Genomic DNA, 18,136 nt, shown 5'->3' with positions numbered 1-18,136 from the left:
AACGCTTGAATTTGGACATAGAAAAAAGCTCCTTTCAAAAGTAAACAGTTTTTCTTATTTCAACTGTCTACTTTTTGGGGAGCATATCAGAAAGTGCGTTTTCAACGCACTTTTTCCCGTAGGAGTCAACGAAACGTGACGCTCTTTAGGTAATACCGTGACGGCAAACCGGGCATGCAGACGATTTAGAGCGTAATCCGTCTCGAATCGTTTTAGAACCGCGAAAAGCAATCGGTCGCGACCCTGCAGCATGTTCACGCTTCATAAAAAGGTTTTTACAGTCTAAAGGGATTGCGCATCGATGTTAGATGGCAATCCCTTCGTGTGTATCTTCATCTTCGAAATTAGTTGTTTCTTACGGTTTGACCGTTGTTTCATCTAGCAAATTCGCTGCTTTGATATCAAGTAACGGACGGACGAGGACTTCGACGCGCCGATTTTGACTCCGTCCACTTTCTGTTTGATTCGAAGCGATGGGTTGGTATTCGCCGTATCCGGTGACGGTGAACCGTTTTGGTTCTAACTTTGGATTTTTTTGCAACGCACGCATGAAACTGATGGCGCGTTCCGTACTGAGTTCCCAGTTCGACGGGTATTGTGCCGTACGAATGGGGATGTTATCTGTATGACCAGACACTTGAATTTGACGTTGTCCAGATTTGACGAGTAAGTTACTCATCCCTTGAGCAATTTGGATGGCTTCGCCTTTGACTTCAGCTTGCGCAGGAGAAAATAGAGCGCGATCTCGAATCGTGAAGACGAGACCTTCATTCGTGATTTCGACTTTAATATCTTTTTCGAGCTTTTCTTTTTTGATATAGTCGGACGCTTGGGCTTTAATTTTTTCGAGCTCTGAGATTTCAAAACTTTGTGCTTTCGTCCGAGCATCCGTCTTTTTTTCGTCCTCTTCTTCTTGTGAAGTCGCGAGCGAGCTATTGGTAATCATGCCGGAGCCACCGTTGAAGACGGAACTGAATGATTGAGACATCGCTTTTAGTTTGACGGCATCGACGTTACTCGAAGCAAAAAGGACGATGAAAAGCGCAAGTAACAGAGTCAAAAGATCGGCATACGGAATCAGCCAACCTTCCGAGATGTGTTCATCATGCGGCTTCTTTTTCCGCTTCATAAGTTTCACGCTCCTTCGGCGTCAGATACACGAGTAGCTTATCCTCCAAGTTTTTTGGAGATTCCCCGTTTTGAATCGAAAGAATTCCTTCAATGATCATTTCATAGAGTTGAATTTCATTTGCTGATTTTTGTTTGAGTTTCGTCGCGAATGGAAACCATAAAACATAGCCGGTGAAAATCCCGAATAATGTGGCGATGAAGGCACCCGAGATTGCGTGTCCGAGCTTCTCGATATCCGACAGATCGGATAGGGCGGCGACTAGACCGATGACGGCCCCTAAAACACCGAGGGTCGGAGCATATGTACCAGCTTGTGTGAAAATGTTCGCGTTTGCATGATGGCGTTCTGTCATGTTTTCGAGGTCGCGTGTCATGACATCTTCCACATATTCAGAAGGTTGACCATCGATGACCATCATGACACCACGTTTCATGGACGCGTTGTCGACTTCTTCAATCGCTGTTTCGAGCGATAAGAGACCTTCTTTACGCGCTTGCGTCGATAGTGTCAAAAATTGAAGCATGAGATTTTGTTTGGTCATTAAATTTTGTTCGAAGAAGATGACTTTGAACAGGGCTGGAATCAATTTGAGCCGTTCCTTCGGGAAGGAAATCATGATGGCTGCTGCTGTACCTGCGAAGATGATGACGAGTGCCGCAGGGTTCAGTAAGGCGATTGGAGGAGCACCTTTTAGAATCATTCCTCCGACGAGCGTGATGAGTCCAAGAATAATACCGATTATCGACACGATATCCATTGTTAATTGTGCCACCTTTCCACATGTTGTTAGGGTCGTGAACGAAAAAATAAAAAGAGCAGAAGACGCATCTTCTGCTCGGAAATCCAAAAACCGAGAATTAAGCGCCGTTTTCGTCGATTAGCAATTGAATGCTTTCGTTTCGTTCGTCACGCTCTATATCGGTTAATACGTCGTATTTTTTTAATACATTATACAATTCATTTAGAATCGGTTGTTCCAGATGTAACGATAATAATTCCTCGAACTGATAATATAACTGTGCGGGCATCCATTGTGATTGTCGTTCTAGCCTTCGCGAGACATCCTCAATCGAATGGTCAGCCGTCCTAGGGTCCACTGTTTCCCTCAACCTCCTTTAAAGTTAACACGTCTGCTTTTATCTATTTTACCAAAAAAAAACGAAAACGTTTAGTTGATTGCAAATTTCGATAGAACTAATGTTTTCGAGAGAGTATGATAAATGCAATTGAGTAATCTCATCTAGGAGGAGTCAACGCATGTTTTCGCATAAAAGACATACACGTTTAGCGAAATTTGGAGATTTTGGAGAACGAACGTATCATCAATTATTTGATAAACCAGCCCGTTTCATCGCGACTGGATTCACATTGACGATTTTGCTCGGAGGATTATTGTTGTGGATCCCCTGGTTTCAACAAAGCGATAGCCACGTTGCATTAATTGATTGTCTGTTCGTCGCGACATCGGCTGCGACGGTGACGGGGCTTTCGCCGATTAACATTGCAGAGTCCTATAATTTGTGGGGGCAACTGATTTTAATGATTTTAATTCAAATCGGTGGTCTCGGATTCATGACGATTGCACTTGTTCTACTTAGTGTCACAGGTCGAAAAATCGGGATTCGTCAGCGGATCATCATTCAAGAGATGTTCAACTTAGATAGTCCGGGAGGAACGATTCGACTCGTCCGGAACATTCTCTTGACGACCGTCATCCTGGAGTTGATTGGGATGATCTTACTTGCTCTCGATCTGTTCATTCAATACAAATATACGCTCTCAAAATCACTGTATTATGGTCTGTTTCATGCGGTCTCCGCCTTTAATAATGCCGGTTTTGCGTTATGGGGAGACAGTTTGACGTCCTTCCAACAAGATACGACATTCATTTTTACGATTTCTGCTCTATTGATGATTGGGGGATTGGGCTTCACGGTCATCGCTGATGTTTCGGCTAACCGCAGTTTCAAGAAAATTTCATTACACTCGAAATTAATGATTTTATCATTACTCGTCATCAACGGTATCGGGACGGTCGCGATGATGGTGTATGAGTGGGTCTCACATCTCGGTTCCCTTCAAAATTATTCGTTCTTTCAAGCACTACATATCGTTTTCTTCCAAGTCGTGACGACCCGGACGGCAGGGTTCCAGACGATTGATTTGACGACGATGGTGCCACTTTCGATCGGTTTGATGATGGTTTTGATGTATATCGGAGCGGGGTCGGCGTCGACGGGATCAGGCATTAAAGTCACGACAGCAGCCGTCATCTTAAAGAACGTCTGGACGTATCTACGGGGACAACGAGAAACGGTCCTGATGCGTCGGACCGTCCAGGCGCAGGCCGTATCAAAAGCTTATGCGATTGCTATTTTCAGCATTTTATTCATCGGTGTCATCACAACGCTCTTGGCACTGTCGCAACCGAATATCTCGTTTACAGGGCTCTTCTTCGAAACGGTTTCCGCATTCGGGACGGTCGGACTTTCGTTAAATGTGACATCAGAGTTGAATGATTTTGGAAAAGGACTAATCATGTTCATGATGTTGCTTGGACGTGTCGGTTCCTTGACGATTCTCTTCACGGTCGCGACGCAACACAATCGCTTGATTCGTTATCCGAAAGAAAATATGCTGATTGGTTGATTGGCTGTCAGTAGCAGATGTCTCCTAAAAAGTGCCTCACCGTTCGATAACGCATCGAATGGCGAGGCACTTTTCTTACATAAATGATAATCGATCTGAGATTGGGGCAATGGTCACCCGAGTATCCTTCATTCGATCATCACGCTGGATTGTATTATCTTCTTCGATTTTCCATTTCGAACCGTGGTATACATTTAATGCTGTAGCGATTTCAAAGAAGGAATGGGTCGAATTTCCATTGGCAAGATAAAGGCCAGGTGTTTGAGTCGTCAAGATTGTATAGAGCGTTTGCGCCGTATCTTCTAAAAAAGAGCAAGCGGGATACCAGTTTTTACTTGCCGGAATGGGACCCGTTGAGGCATGTCGTTCTAAATAATCAATCATATTATTTGATCCGGCAACCTGACCGATTTGCCAGCCGATCCGGACGATGTAGGCGTCAGGATTGACTGCTTGGATAAGTCGTTCGCATGTTCGTTTATAAAAACCGTAGTCATCGTCTGCTTCCGGAAGTACAGATGGATCATGCGGTCCCTGTTGATGATTTGCGTAGACAGAAGCCGTGCTCGTAAAGAGAAAGGGAATGTTACGCTCAAAAGATAGCCGTGCCAATGATTCTGCAAATTCAGCAGAACCCATTCCGATGTGTAAGAGTAGATCAGGTTGGACCTGATCAATAAAAGCTTCCATGATTGCGGGATCAGTCGTCGAGACAACCGATCGATCCCAAGCTGTAACTTCATACTGATGCATGCGTAAGACGTCTGCAAGTACAGGTGCGACTGTACCATTCATACCGGTAACAAGAGCATTCATTGTGTTTTCTCCATTTCGGGATGTTGAATTTTATAGTAATCGACAAGTCGTGGAAGAAACTCAGCAAGATCAGGACACACAATACCAGTTCCGTCTAAATCACGAAGTGTGTTCGTCGTATCGTAGTGAACAGGGTGAACAAAGTAATCAAGCGTCTGCCGCTGCATCTGTAAGCGCGTAGCGATACGCGGGGTCAACAGGGACGTCACGAGGCGAAACGGGACGACACCTCGTGGAGAAGCACCATAGTAGGTATCATGTAACAGCTCATAAATCGTCCGTGCGCCGTGTGGGAATGGATCCGTCAGGTGATACGTTTGACGGACGCCGCTTGGTATATGGCTTAAATAGGTCGTCGCATCGATAACATAATCATACGGAACGAGATTGACGAGTGCATTGACTCTACCTGCATAAGGAAGGGGGGCGAATTGCTTGAGCAGGCGCAGCGCATTTAAGACGAAATAAACCCCATCCCACTTTGGTGTCTCCCCTGTCTCGGAGTGACCGACAACGATACCTGGACGAATAATCGTGTAAGGAAGTGAACCGACTTCTTCATGAAAGCGAACTTCTGCCAGGTACTTCGTTTCTTCGTACGCATTTTTGAATGATGCGGCATGTTTGAGGTTTTGTTCAAGAACCGTCCCGGTCCGGAGCCCGGAGACATAGGCGGTGCTGAAGTAGATGTAGCGTTCAAGATAATGCAACGTATGAGCAAACTGCGTCACGTTCGATGTTCCGATGACGTTAATTCGAAAAGCGATATCAAATGTCGTCGCCAAGTCATACAGTGCTGCCAGGTGAAAGAGATGCGTCACTTCAGTCGACAGTCGTTGCTTCGTCTCTGTGTTCAATCCTAATCCGGGTGTTGTGATATCACCTTCTAATAAAACGAGTTGTGCTTCTTCAAGACGCGTGTGTTCGAGTAACGATTCCTTTTTTGCTAAGGCACTTGTTCGTTCGCTCGGTAGATGAAGCAAATAAAACCGGTCAATTTGTTCCGGCACAAGAGCGAGACGTTCAATTAATTTGGTGGCAAGGAATCCGGGGAATCCTGTCATGAAATAAGTCCGTTTCATTTTGCATAATCCTTTCTTGAATCTAAATCGAGTACAACCGTGAAAGTCGACCCTTGATGGAGCTCCGACTCGACGGAAATCGCCCCACCATGTGATTCGATGATTTCTTTACAAATCGCAAGACCGAGGCCGGTTCCGCCAATCTTACGGACGGCTGAATTATCGACACGGTAAAATTTCGTGAAAAGCTTATCGAATGCATTTTGAGGAATTCCGAGACCGTGATCAGTCACAGTAATGATGGCTTGCTCGCCTTGTGTGTGTAGACTGACCGTTACGTGGTCGGCGGATGGTGAATATTTGATTGCATTCGAGAGTAAGTTCAAAACGACTTGTTTAATTTTATTTTCATCAGCGACGATCATGACAGGATCTTCCTTTACATCAAGCACGATGCGATGGGTTTCGGCCGTTTCACCAAAAGCGTCCGTTGTATCGAGGAGCAGTTGACGTAAAGAGAATGATTTAAAATCGTACGGTTGTTTGCCGCCTTCCATCCGTTGAATATCTAAAAATTCATTGAGGAGCGTCGTTAACCGCTTGGCTTCTTCATGCATGATTTCGACATAGCGTTGTATTTTTTCAGGTGTGAGCTTACGATAGCGCAACAACTCCAAATAACCGAGAATCGATGAGAGGGGTGTTCGGAGCTCATGCGATACGGTACTGATGAGTTCATCTTTGACCTGGTCCATTTTTTGCTCTTCTGTCCGGTCGCGGAAGACGAACAAAAAACCATGACGGGAGATGCGACTACGTTCCTTCTTAATTGAAGTCGCATAAAACTCGAAGTAAAGATGATTGGATTCATTCGGACGTTGTAGTGTAAACCGAAATGACAGTTCAGAATGCTTGCCGGCAAGGAGTTCTTCGACTTGTTGTAGCATCTCATAGCGGGTCGCGAGATCGAGATTCGGAATCATACTGATCCGTTCTTGAATCTTGCTTGGTGCAATCCCTGGAACATCGAGCAGTTTTCGGGCTTTGACGTTCATGAAGATGAAGCTGCCATCTTCTTCTGTCAGTAAAAACCCTTCGTTTGAAGCTTGCAGAATCGATTGGGTGATATCGCGTTGACGCATGATGGCATTTTTTTCACGTTCCAACATGCTCTCGATTTTTTTACGCTCACTGATATCCCGAATGACGGCGACACGCATCCGTGTTTTTTCGTACATGATTTCGCGCGGGAAAATTTCAATTTCGACAGGTGTCCCGTCTGCCCGTTGTCCGATGACCTCGTACGGATCATTACGGTGGAGTTCGATACGCCGGCTGACCTCTTCATGAAAGTCAGGATGGATGAAATCCAGGGCATTGCGTCCCTTGATTTGTTCAAGTTTTGTACGGAAAATCACTTCAGCTGCTCGGTTCGCGTCGAGAATGGTACCACGGTCGTGGAAGATGACCGCTTCGACGATTGATTCGGAAAACAGACGGAAACGGCGTTCACTTTTCGTCAGGTGTGACTCAATTTGTTTTTGGGCACTCATATCAACGATGAACAAGAAAAATTGTCCGTCTGCTAGACGGGTCATATACAATCGACCATAGAAGGTCGAGCCGTCTTTACGGTGATACACCCATTCGTTTTCCGCATCACGCCCGTGCAACAATAAGACATCGGCTGGAGATAAGTCTTTTAAATTCAACTGCTCCAAGTGTCGCTTCCGCTCATCAAACTCTGCGTGATCGTGTAAGTCATCAGGACATCTTCCGATCAGCTCGTGTTCTTCGTAACCGAACAAGGTACCTGCTGTTTCATTAAACGCGGTAATATGGAAGTCTGCGTCTGTGACGAGTAGGGCAGCATCTAATGTCGATTCGAGCAAGCGGTCGATCGCGAGCGATTTAACGGAAACGACGAAAAGGGAAGTCTGCGCAATCGGTGAGACGATGAGTTCGTAAGGGATTACCCGGAAGTGGACCGAATCAGATAATGGAAGAGACTGTTCGTCGAGTGAGAAAAGTGAAAACAGTGACTTGTCATTGGAGTCGGTAGGGAATTGGGCGTGAAAGGTATCATTCACAAAGTTAATTCGGCCCATCCGATCCACTAAAGCGAGCGGTTCTGAGACGGCACGTAAGGTCGCACGGATAAGTGCTTCTGCGGATGTGGATGAGTGTTCAGTCATAAGCGACCTCCTTTCAAAAAATAAAGTCCGGTGCATGATGATTATTAAAAAACGTAATCTTCTCTCAACACTTATTCTCCATCTGCGTTGTTCGTTCCTTTCGAGGAAGCGAACCGAAAGAGAATTTAGTATATTAATTTTAAAGAAACCGATTGAATTCGAGTCAACTCAGAGTGAAGGAGAATCAAGTCATGCAAATACGTACGAAACGCAGAATAATCGCACTACTGTTCGCGGTGCTCGGAGTCGCCGGAACTTATTTTTTTTCGAGTTCCTGGGAACTTTTAATTGTCGGAATCAGTATAGTAGGATGTATCGTTTTTTTATTACTTTCCTTCTTTACCCCTTCACTTGCGAATCGAATTGATCGCATGGAAGGCAGGGAGTTTGAAGAGTGGCTCGTCGAACTATTTGAAGGTGCCGGCTATCGCGTTGAACTGACGCCGGCCTCAAGAGATTTTGGGGCGGATTTATTGATTGAAGACGCACAAGGGTATAGAATAGCGATTCAAGCAAAACGTTATGGTGGACCGGTTGGATTAGAGGCGGTTCAACAAGTCGCCGCGGCAGTACCTTTTTACGACATGGATGAAGGATGGGTCGTGACGAATTCGACGTATACGGACGCCGCATGTCGCTTGGCAGAACCGAATCGGGTGCGCTTGATTGATCGAGAAGAATTGCTTGAGTTTGCACGAGAAATTGGCTTTCGCTGATGTTGTCGAATGATTGTCGACAAAAGGGGGTTGTCAATTTGTTCAAACGGTGCAATAATCATTTTCGTTAACGAAATATCATAGAGATAAAGAAAGTTAAACTATTCAGGATGTCTAAATATACTGGGGACGAAATACCAGCACTTTTTAGCAGTGAGAGGAGAATTTCTGTTGCGCAAAGTTGTCTATGTGCAGGGTTGCGTTTTTTCGCAAGGTCATGCCGCGATTTATGATGAAGCACACCAAATGATTGGTGCGGTTCAACACGACGAGACAGGTCGTGTTCAAGTAATGAATGGTGAAGGTAGAGGGGTAGCGTTTGGAAAGTTCATCCCGACATGTAAGAAATGGGTCGTGATGAACCATGATGGTCAAGAGGTAGGTCAAATGCGTGAGAAGTTTTCACTCTTCTCGAAGAAATGTGAATATAACGTGTACGAACGAGGCACGTATGTCATTTCCTTCGACCTGACAAAAGGGAAATTCTCAGTCCGAAGTGCGGCAGGCGAAGTCGTCGCAGAATTGCTGCAAGACGGCGATGAATATCGTCTCGTAAAAGATGCTGACAAACTCTCAATGTATGAACTGCTGTCCGTCTTAAAAAGCTTGACGAACTCCGTCAACTATAAACCACTTACAGCTGTATAAAAAAAGATGTCCTTCAGTTTATTCTGGAGGGCATCTTTTTACTTCAAGATTGTAAAACTTGCTGGAGACGCTGTTTTGCTTCGTGCGTCAGGTGCGAAATACGACGGGCGTACAGACAGAGCTGTAAGACGTGGACCGTCTCAGGTCGATAGGCATGGATACGCTCTAAAGAGCGTCTCAGACGCTTCTCCGTCAGTTCGATTGGTCCACTCGTCTCTGCATGCTGTGTATAGACGAGATAAAAGTCGAGCGGACTGATTAAATCATCTTCATCGATATTGGGGTTCTTAAAAACGATCGTCAATAATTCACGTGTTTCTTCTAAAGAAAAGAGATGCTTTAAGTCATCAAGTAAGTAGATGATGGCTGCCTGATTGATCGAGTATTTTTTCCCGCGATGCGGAACACCGATGATGTCCCGTACTTCACGCTTCGTCCAGTTTTGAATCGTCGTCGCAGACATATGTTCTCCAATTAAGGCATTCGCGAGATGGACGATTTCGTTAATCGATAAACCATTTTTCGTCGCATCAAATTGTTTGAGGCGATGGATGACTTTCGGAAGATCCGATTCATCCTCGGAAACGAGTGTGCCGATCCCTTTTCCTTCTTTTAAATGTGATAGGCAGTTAGATAACGTTTGCACGGCTTGAGCATCATACATTCAGAATACTTCCTCTCTAGGACGTCATTTGACCCTATGTTATCAAATGAAGGTTCGAAAGAGCAAACGGCAATCAGACAAAGTACAATAGAATGGAGCAAAAGAAGGAGGATTCATATGGAATGGGTTGCTGCTGTTGGAACAATCGTCATCATTGGACTCATCTTGTTCTTGTTGAAAGCGATTGGTCGACGCGTGGGAGCAGAGCCGGAAACGGTTCGGAAATGGATTCATATCGCAGTCGGGCATTGGGTCTTTCTGGCGCTTGCCTGGATCGATCATTGGTATGTCGCAATCGTCCCGTTATTATTTTTCACGGTCGTTAATCTGCTGACCTTAAAACGCGGGACGGGTCAAATGAATCAAGTGGAACGCATATCTTACGGGACGGTCTACTACCCGATTTCTTTACTGATTCTAGTCGGACTCTTTTTTGAACGAGAACCAATGGCACTCGTCGCCGGCAGCATGGTGCTCGCGTGGGGCGACGGAATGGCTGCTTTAGTAGGTCGACGCTACGGAAAGACGTTTTACACACGCGGGGCGATTAAACGATCGTTTGAAGGAAGCATCGCGATGTTTTTATTCTCGTTCCTCGTCCTGACTTCCACGTTTCTTATATATGCATTACCGGCTTGGATTGCAATCAGTTACGGTTTTTTGCTTGCGAATATTGCTGCCTTGATTGAAGCCGTGTCCTATCGCGATTTAGATAATGTTTTCATCCCGCTTTCAATCGGTGCACTCGTTGCGTTTGCGCTTTAATAGATGTTGCTACTTGCTTCACCGGTAAGACGCCGCGCGATTCAGGTGAAAACAAAAAAGCAGCGGATTTCTTCTATAAAGAAGAAACCTGCTGCTTTTTTGCTGTTTTCTATTAAGCGTGAAGGTGCAATACATCTTCAACGGATTTATACGTGTAACCGAGGTCGCGCGCGACTGCTTCGTACGTCACGAATCCTTGCGCGACGTTGAGACCTTTTTCAAGCGAAGTATTTTCAGCAAGTGCACGGTGTGTGCCTTTGTTCGCGAGTTCGAGAACGTAAGGAAGTGTTGCGTTCGTAAGCGCGAGTGTCGACGTCCGTGGAACAGCACCCGGCATATTCGCGACGGCATAGTGAACAACACCGAATTTTTCATACGTTGGATTATCATGTGTCGAAATACGGTCAACGGTTTCGAAAATTCCGCCTTGGTCAATCGCGACATCGACGATGACAGCACCTGGTTTCATTCGTTCAACCATCTCTGCTGTCACGAGCTTCGGTGCTTTCGCTCCTGGAATCAAGACGGCACCAATAACGAGGTCACTTTCAGCGACGGCTTCTGCAATCGTATACGGATTCGAAATCAACGTGTTGATTGAGTTACCGAAAATATCATCAAGTTGACGAAGGCGCTCAGGACTGACGTCGATGATCGTCACGTCAGCACCAAGACCGACTGCGAGTTTTGCTGCGTTCGTCCCAACGACACCACCACCGATGACAGTAACTTTTCCGCGGCGAACACCAGGGACGCCTGCAAGTAGAATCCCCAGTCCACCATGCGGTTTTTCAAGGAACTGTGCACCGATTTGTGAAGCCATCCGACCAGCGACTTCACTCATTGGTGTCAGAAGTGGCAATGTCCGATTTTTTTCGACCGTTTCATAAGCGATTGCCGTAATCTTCGAGTCAACAAGTGCCCGTGTGAGTTCTGGCTCCGCTGCAAGGTGTAGATAAGTGAACAAGGTTAAGTCGGGACGGAAGTATTGATATTCTGAAGCGATGGGTTCTTTGACCTTCAACGCAAGCTCAGCAGTCGCCCAAACTTCTGCCGCTGTTTCGATGATTTGTGCACCAACTTCGATATACTCTTCGTTTGTAAAGCCGCTCCCCATACCAGCAGATGTTTCGACGATGACTTGATGTCCATGAATCGTTAACGCTGCTACCCCGGCAGGTGTTAACGCAACACGGTTTTCGTTGTTTTTAATTTCTTTTAATACTCCAATGATCATAAGAGCGATCCCCTTTCGCAAATGAACAACCAATAACCCTTTAACTACTTACTTCTCCCTCAGTATACGAGAAATGAAAGCGTACGACTTTATCGGTGTTTTCAAAAAATAAGAGGATTATTTGTGAGAAATCACAAAAGGTAACGGTCGGCTTTCAAGTAAAGATAAAGTAACGAACGTTCAGGTAATGATTCCATCCGAATGCCGGCTTCTTCTTCGATGCGCCGCATGCGGTATAAGATCGTATTCGGATGGACGTGAAGGTGGGCGGCAACTTGTTTGACGTTTCCATCGTAATGCAAAAACCACTCGAGCGTTTCGCATAAAGAAGCTGTGTGTTTCAAGTCGTAAGCGCGAAGACGTTCGATTTCTTCCAGTCGAACCGTCCGTCTCCGTAGGCGTTCTGAAAAGATAGGTAATAACTGGAATAGTCCGAGTCGCTCGTATCGCGTCACATTTTGAAGTTCGAAAGGATAGGCGTCTTTGAGACGTAAGACGATACCTGCTTCTTCGTAACGTTCTGGAATCGACTGCACGCCGGTGAAAACTTCACTGCTCGATACAACAAATTCTGTATAAGAAAACCGTTCGGCGAGTAGTTGGCGGAATGACTGGATGAAAGCATCGAACTGAATGCGTTCATGCTGAATGTCACGATCGTTTGTGCTGATCCACAAAATAAAATCTGTCGTGTCGTATGCATACAGCAGGGGACGTACCGTCTGTTGAATCGTCAATAAATAACGGAGGCGATCGGCTAGACGCGGCGTAATGGCTTCCGGGAAACGGATGACCATTAAGCGACTGATTCCCGGCGGAGCGAGATGAAGTTTTGAGAACGTCTTTAGGATTTCACTTTCGGGTAACTCTTCATGGAGTAACTCAAAAAAGAATTGCTCCGTCTGTTCTTCTTGCCGTTTTTTTTGCATGTCGATTGCAAGCAACTGTCGTTGTGCAAGCATGGCACCTTTCTTTAAATCGCCTAGCTCTGAAGCCGTGAAGGGAGTGTTGCGAGCGATTGACCAAATGTAACCGAGAATCTCCATATCTTGTTTAATGGCAATGGCGACGCGGTCGTTCAAACCAACGCTCGTCCGGGCAGTGATGACGAGTGGATCATCTTGAGCCGCTAAGCTTTGGATGACCTCATCTTTCCAAAGTTGATCGATGACGGATTCAGGGACACGGCGGCCGATGATGGTAGCGACACGGGCAGGATCTGTATCAGTCGTATGCGTACTGTAGGCGAGCAGACGATGATTGCGGTCTTCAATCGTTATCGGTGCATTAAGTGCGAGGCCGATCGCTTCTGCTAAATCATCGAGGGAATGGTACGTTGCTTCTAACATAAATGAAGTTCCTTCTTTCTCTATCGTATTCCTTATATTTAGTATACAACCGTTTGTGTATAACCACAAAAACAATCGATTTATATTGTAGGAATAAACAAAAATATGCTAAGGTGAGCGGCAGAGTCAACTGAGATAGAGATAGAGAGGATTTGGAGTGCGATGGAAGTGTTACACATGATTTCATCATGGATTTGGGGAATCCCGAGCATGGTGTTATTGGTCGGGACGGGCTTATATTTTACGGTTCGTCTTCGAGGATTACAGTTTCGCCGGTTAAAACAAGCGTTTCAACTCGCATTGACGAAAACGGGGCATGGTGAAGGGGAAATCAGTAGCTTTCAAATGCTGATGACGTCACTGGCTGCGACAATCGGGAATGGGAACATCGCCGGAATTGCCGTCGCTTTGACGATGGGGGGGCCAGGTGCAATCTTTTGGATGTGGGTGATTGGTCTCGTCGGGATGGCGACGAAGTATGCCGAGAGTCTGTTAGCGATTTTATTTCGTCAGCGAAACGATCGTGGTGAAATTGTCAGTGGACCGATGTACTACATCGAGAAAGGTCTTGGAAAAAGTTTTAAGCCGTTAGCGGTTGCGTTTGCCTTGTTTGGTCTGATTGCTTCTTTTGGCGTCGGAAATACGGTCCAGGCGAATGCGATGTCGACGGTATTGAAGCAGACGTTCCACATCCCGTTACTTGCTTTTGGAGTTGTACTAGCCGTCGCGGTCTATTTCTCGATTCGTGGTGGGCTTGAGCGTGTGAGTTCAATCTCGACGATTTTTGTACCGGTGATGAGTTTGCTCTACATCGTGGCGGCACTCATTATTTTAGTTCTTCAAGCGAACCAAATCATTCCCGCGTTAGGGCTGATTGTACAATATGCGTTTCAGCCGCTGGCACCAGTCGGCGCATTTGCGGGTGTGTCCATCATGGTTGCCATGCAGGTTGGTGTCGCACGTGGTATTTTTACGAACGAAGCCGGACTGGGAACAGCTGCTTTAATTGCCGGGTCTGCTAAAAGTGAACGACCTGCAGAACAAGGATTGATTTCGATGACGAGTACGTTTATCGTGACGTTGATCGTTTGTACGATGACGGCACTCGTTTTAATGACGACTGGATTTTGGGATCCGACGGGAGGGACGTTATCAGGTGTCACACATGACGGCTCATTGACAGGAGCGGCACTTACATCGGCCGCATTTGCCAGTGTACTTGGACCACTGGGTCAATGGACGGTTGCCTTCTCGGTCTTCTTCTTTGGGTATTCGACGATTATCGGGTGGTATGTCTATGGTGAGAAATGTCTTGAATATTTAAGTGGTGCGACGAAATTCAATCGCCTCTACCAAGTCATCTTTGCATTAGCAGCCTGTTATGGAGCAATCGCAAATTTAGAATTGTTGTGGCTGGTCGCTGATATTGCGAACGGTCTGATGATGATTCCGAATTTAATCGGGATGTTATTATTATCGAAAATCGTCATTGATCATACAAAAGAGTACGAAGCCGGTACGATTCGAAAAGTTGCTTAACAAGAAATAGAGAAAAATAGCCGTCCCCTTTTTAACGGGAGACGGCTATTAGTATGAGAAACAGTTAAGAGGATGTTGAACGTTTACGGCTGTATACAAGTAACGTCACTAAGAAGACGACGCTAAGGGTCACTAAGACGATTAACGAAGCTGTATTAAAGCCTAACACTTCAAGCAGCACGCTTGTCGCGACCGTTAAGTAAAAGATCCCTAAATACTTTTTGACGAACGGACTTTCAAAGTGTCCCAATTGTTTGGCGCCGATCGGTGCACCGAGTAAGGCGCCGATAATTAACATGACACCGACGAGCAAATCGACATCCGTACTCGCCACTGTATAATTGACGAGTCCAGATAGGACAATCAATAAGGCAGAGGCGATACTTGTCCCGACCGCTCGTTTCAGTTCATAACCGACGATTCCGACGAGTAGTGGCGTGATGATGAAGCCTCCGCTGACACCGAGTAGCGACGATACGAAACCAGCGAACAGACCGGTAAAGGCGAGAGCGACGTAACGATTACGCCATCCGTCTTGCGAACCGTTCGTCGACTTTGGACGAAGGAACTTATTCGCGAAATAGAGTAATAAAGCAATGTAAACAATCGAGATGACGAGGTGTGCCCCGTTGACTTCTTCGAGTCGAAGGACGAGGGGCGTTGCAATCGTCGAACCGATAATCCCGACACCACCGATGACGAGACTATCACGCCAAACAACGTTTTTTAGACGAAGATGAGAGAGTGTTCCGGAAACGGTTGAACCAAGTGTCAACATGAGGCTTGTCGCGATGGCGATACTCGGGGTAAATCCAAGAATCAACAAGAGGGGCGTCAAAATGATTCCGCCCCCGATTCCGAAGAAGCCAGAGATAATGCCAATAAAAAATCCAAGCGGTAAAAAATAATAAAATTCCATGCAGGTCCATCCCTTCACAATCCATAGTACGTTAAGTATCGCAAGGGCGGAGCGGAAAGTAAAAGGGAACGGCTCCTTCAAGGGGGTTGAAGGAGCCGTTAAGGGGATTATTCTGTTGATGGAGTGACAGATGCCGCTCCATCGATTCCGGTACAAAAATTACGTACGCTCAATGATACCGGTGACATTGAACGAGGGTGCAAGAGAGACGATGCTTGGACTTGCTGACGAGAGGAATACCCGTCTTAGGGAGTCGATGAATCGTAAATATAGATTCATTATAGGAATGAAGAAGTTGGAAAATCCATCCTATTTTATTGAGTCGAAACGTGAACATTATTCTAATATTGGTCTTACCAATTAAATGTAAGCGTTATCAATAATGTCTAATGTGTGAACAGTATTTTTATATAATTATAGCGAATGAAAATGATTCAAAAGACCTAGCCTTAATCGTAAGTCGATTTAGGCGTAGTTCAGGTATTGTTCTATCATGAACTAAAATAACATCTGATTCATAAAGAAGGGTGGCATAACCAAAAAAAGATGGAACATCACATGTAAGCGATCTTCCATCAGGATAGTGAAATAAAATAAACACTTGGGAAAGTCATGTGTTTTTGAGAAAATTGTTTATTTGTTCTTACCTTCAATTACATTTTCTAGTTCACGTAAGTTTTTCGTACGACGTGCGAGTGCCCGGCGTTTAATCCATTCTTCCATACCGCGACTGATTCCCCAAATCGCAAGTAGGATCAGGAAAAGGAACAGTAGACGAACAGGTCTTTCTAAAAAACTGGACCACTCTTTGCCGATCAAAGAAAACAAAATGACGACAATCAGGCGGCCGGCGCCAGCTGCAATTAAATACGTACGGAGTGATAACTGAATCATCGCCGAGATGGATGTAATGATAAAGGCCGGCATGAACGGGAGCGAAAAGAAAAAGCCGAGCGAAATCGGACTCATGTGACGAACGCGTTCAATCCAGTGTTGTGCTGCCTTATGATTTTCAAGCCACCGAGTGACTGGACGGCGAAATAAATAGCGGATACAAGCAAACACGACGAGTGAACCTAACATGCTGCCGACCCAAGATACGAGCACTCCCATCCAAAAACCATAGGTCGCCGCGTTCGCGGAGATGATCAGGACGAGTGGGAGGAATGGGAATAGTGATTCTAAGAAGGGTGCAATCAATCCAGTCGAAGCTCCACCCGGAAGATCTTGTAGAAATATAATCATGTGCTCGATCCATTGACGGATAGTTTGGAGCATTCGGAATCCTCCTTACAAAATAAACTGCTGATTTCTATTTTACCTCTTTCCGCATCAGAAAGGGAATTGAATTACGATGTAAGTGTCATGGATTTGTCGATTGTACAATTGAATCGGAGTTGGTATTATACTTAAATGGGTGCGTTTTGCAGGCGTTCCCAGCTAGCTATTAGCTATGACGCTTCGTTCGCCAACGTTCGTTTTACTGCAAAAAACTGACATGGGGGCCAATGAGGATTATGAAACCTTATCGCGTACTATTATTTTATAAGTATGTTCCGATTGAAAATGCGGAACAAGTAACAAAAGAGCACCTGGCATACTGCAAGGAACTCGGAATCAAAGGAAGAATCTTGATTGCACCAGAAGGTATCAACGGAACACTTTCTGGAACGGTCGAACAAACAGAACAGTACATGCAAGATTTACTAGCGGATCCGCGCTTTAGCGACATCGAATTTAAAATCGATGAAGTCGAAGAGCATACCTTCAAAAAAATCTTCGTGCGTTACAAAAAAGAGCTCGTCACATGGCGTTTTGAAGATGAGTTTAATGTCCCGAAAGAAAATGCAGCCTATCTTGAGCCTGCTGAGTGGAAAGAGATGATGCAAAATGAAGACGTCGTCATCTTAGACGTCCGAAACAACTACGAATACGATCTCGGTCATTTCAAAAATGCCGTCAAGGTCGACGTTGCGGCGTCACGTGAGTTTCCACAGTGGCTCGATGAAAATGAGCATTTGTTCGAAGGGAAAAAAGTCTTGACGTATTGTACGGGTGGCGTACGTTGTGAGAAGTTCACGGCTTATTTCCGTAAACGTCAAAACAGCGACGACATCTTCCATCTGAAAGGTGGCGTCGTCATGTACGGAAAAGATGAAGTTACGCGTGGAGAAGACTGGGAAGGGGAGCTGTACGTGTTCGATGAACGCGTTCAAGTACCTGTCAATGAAGTCAATCCGACTGTCGTATCCGAGTGTTACTACTGTGGTAAGGCAGAAACACGTTATGTTAATTGTGCGAACCCGGAATGTAATCGTCAGCATTTCTGCTGTGAAGAATGTGAACCGAAAGTAATGCGTTCATGTTCCGACGAATGCCGGGAACATCCGCGGAATCGTTATGAAAAAGAACTGACTGAAGAGCTCGTGAAATAAGATGAAAAAGGATGATGTGTGCTCGTTAGAGCGTACATCATCCTTTTTAG

At 45.5% G+C, this 18,136-nt stretch carries 17 protein-coding genes; 6 read left to right on the top strand and 11 right to left on the bottom strand.

Features of this window, described 5'->3' with window-relative positions:
• Positions 1–355 precede the first annotated feature (355 nt).
• The 3 genes from motB to KNP96_RS15500 form a co-directional block, all read right to left on the bottom strand.
• Positions 356–1,129, bottom strand: a complete 774-nt coding sequence (motB, locus tag KNP96_RS15510; protein WP_088838160.1) for a flagellar motor protein MotB — start codon at positions 1,127–1,129, stop codon at positions 356–358.
• Positions 1,104–1,889: a flagellar motor stator protein MotA gene (gene motA, locus KNP96_RS15505; RefSeq protein WP_214771726.1), complete on the bottom strand. Its 786-nt coding sequence runs from the start codon at positions 1,887–1,889 to the stop codon at positions 1,104–1,106. Before motA ends, motB begins: the two co-directional genes overlap by 26 nt.
• A gap of 100 nt (positions 1,890–1,989) precedes the next feature.
• Positions 1,990–2,229, bottom strand: a complete 240-nt coding sequence (locus KNP96_RS15500) for a hypothetical protein (RefSeq protein WP_029331998.1) — start codon at positions 2,227–2,229, stop codon at positions 1,990–1,992.
• 160 nt (positions 2,230–2,389) lie between these two features.
• Here KNP96_RS15500 and KNP96_RS15495 point away from each other — a divergent pair, with 160 nt between their 5' ends.
• A complete protein-coding gene (locus tag KNP96_RS15495; protein WP_088838158.1) occupies positions 2,390–3,781 on the top strand; it encodes a TrkH family potassium uptake protein in 1,392 nt (463 codons plus the stop codon).
• A 75-nt stretch (positions 3,782–3,856) separates the two neighbouring features.
• Here KNP96_RS15495 and KNP96_RS15490 read toward each other — a convergent pair whose 3' ends face one another.
• Genes KNP96_RS15490 through KNP96_RS15480 form a run of 3 tightly spaced genes read right to left on the bottom strand, consistent with a single transcriptional unit; the run spans position 3,857 to position 7,814 of the window.
• Positions 3,857–4,597: a sugar nucleotide-binding protein gene (locus KNP96_RS15490; protein WP_159172973.1), complete on the bottom strand. Its 741-nt coding sequence runs from the start codon at positions 4,595–4,597 to the stop codon at positions 3,857–3,859.
• Entirely contained in the window at positions 4,594–5,679 is a 1,086-nt protein-coding gene (locus tag KNP96_RS15485; protein WP_214771723.1) for an SDR family oxidoreductase, read from the bottom strand. Before KNP96_RS15485 ends, KNP96_RS15490 begins: the two co-directional genes overlap by 4 nt.
• On the bottom strand, positions 5,676–7,814 hold the full coding sequence (locus KNP96_RS15480) for a PAS domain-containing sensor histidine kinase (RefSeq protein WP_088838154.1): 2,139 nt from the start codon (positions 7,812–7,814) through the stop codon (positions 5,676–5,678). Before KNP96_RS15480 ends, KNP96_RS15485 begins: the two co-directional genes overlap by 4 nt.
• Before the next feature lie 191 nt (positions 7,815–8,005).
• On the opposite strand from KNP96_RS15480, the gene KNP96_RS15475 reads away from it, so the two are divergent.
• Together KNP96_RS15475 and KNP96_RS15470 are read left to right on the top strand one after the other, a co-directional pair.
• Complete coding sequence (locus KNP96_RS15475) at positions 8,006–8,530, top strand: restriction endonuclease (RefSeq protein WP_088838153.1); 525 nt, start codon at positions 8,006–8,008, stop codon at positions 8,528–8,530.
• Between the two features lie 171 nt (positions 8,531–8,701).
• Positions 8,702–9,178 carry an LURP-one-related family protein gene (locus KNP96_RS15470; protein ID WP_088838151.1) on the top strand — a complete coding sequence of 159 codons (477 nt, stop codon included), beginning with the start codon at positions 8,702–8,704 and terminating at the stop codon, positions 9,176–9,178.
• Positions 9,179–9,221: 43 nt separating this feature from the next.
• Here KNP96_RS15470 and KNP96_RS15465 read toward each other — a convergent pair whose 3' ends face one another.
• Positions 9,222–9,842: a DUF1836 domain-containing protein gene (locus KNP96_RS15465; RefSeq protein ID WP_088838149.1), complete on the bottom strand. Its 621-nt coding sequence runs from the start codon at positions 9,840–9,842 to the stop codon at positions 9,222–9,224.
• Positions 9,843–9,959: 117 nt separating this feature from the next.
• Here KNP96_RS15465 and KNP96_RS15460 point away from each other — a divergent pair, with 117 nt between their 5' ends.
• Positions 9,960–10,607 carry a diacylglycerol/polyprenol kinase family protein gene (locus KNP96_RS15460; RefSeq protein WP_214771720.1) on the top strand — a complete coding sequence of 216 codons (648 nt, stop codon included), beginning with the start codon at positions 9,960–9,962 and terminating at the stop codon, positions 10,605–10,607.
• Between the two features lie 112 nt (positions 10,608–10,719).
• On the opposite strand, the gene ald is transcribed toward KNP96_RS15460, so the two are convergent.
• Both ald and KNP96_RS15450 read right to left on the bottom strand, forming a co-directional pair.
• The gene (gene ald, locus KNP96_RS15455) at positions 10,720–11,844 is read right to left on the bottom strand and encodes an alanine dehydrogenase (RefSeq protein ID WP_214771717.1); all 1,125 of its coding nucleotides are present in this window, start codon (positions 11,842–11,844) and stop codon (positions 10,720–10,722) included.
• A gap of 131 nt (positions 11,845–11,975) precedes the next feature.
• A complete protein-coding gene (locus tag KNP96_RS15450) occupies positions 11,976–13,193 on the bottom strand; it encodes a PucR family transcriptional regulator (protein ID WP_029331984.1) in 1,218 nt (405 codons plus the stop codon).
• Positions 13,194–13,355: 162 nt separating this feature from the next.
• Between KNP96_RS15450 and KNP96_RS15445 the strand changes: the two genes are divergently transcribed.
• A complete protein-coding gene (locus KNP96_RS15445) occupies positions 13,356–14,732 on the top strand; it encodes an alanine/glycine:cation symporter family protein (protein WP_088838145.1) in 1,377 nt (458 codons plus the stop codon).
• Positions 14,733–14,796: 64 nt separating this feature from the next.
• Here KNP96_RS15445 and KNP96_RS15440 read toward each other — a convergent pair whose 3' ends face one another.
• Positions 14,797–15,651, bottom strand: a complete 855-nt coding sequence (locus KNP96_RS15440) for a sulfite exporter TauE/SafE family protein (protein ID WP_088838144.1) — start codon at positions 15,649–15,651, stop codon at positions 14,797–14,799.
• Between the two features lie 633 nt (positions 15,652–16,284).
• Positions 16,285–16,929 (bottom strand): TVP38/TMEM64 family protein, encoded by a 645-nt coding sequence (locus tag KNP96_RS15435; RefSeq protein WP_214771714.1) that lies wholly within the window; start codon positions 16,927–16,929, stop codon positions 16,285–16,287.
• A 239-nt stretch (positions 16,930–17,168) separates the two neighbouring features.
• Here KNP96_RS15435 and trhO point away from each other — a divergent pair, with 239 nt between their 5' ends.
• A complete protein-coding gene (trhO, locus tag KNP96_RS15430; RefSeq protein WP_088838140.1) occupies positions 17,169–18,086 on the top strand; it encodes an oxygen-dependent tRNA uridine(34) hydroxylase TrhO in 918 nt (305 codons plus the stop codon).
• Positions 18,087–18,136 lie beyond the last annotated feature (50 nt).

Source organism: Exiguobacterium sp. s133 (assembly GCF_018618595.1).
GTDB classification, from domain to species: domain Bacteria; phylum Bacillota; class Bacilli; order Exiguobacteriales; family Exiguobacteriaceae; genus Exiguobacterium_A; species Exiguobacterium_A oxidotolerans.
This window is presented reverse-complemented; position numbering and strand designations above follow the sequence as displayed.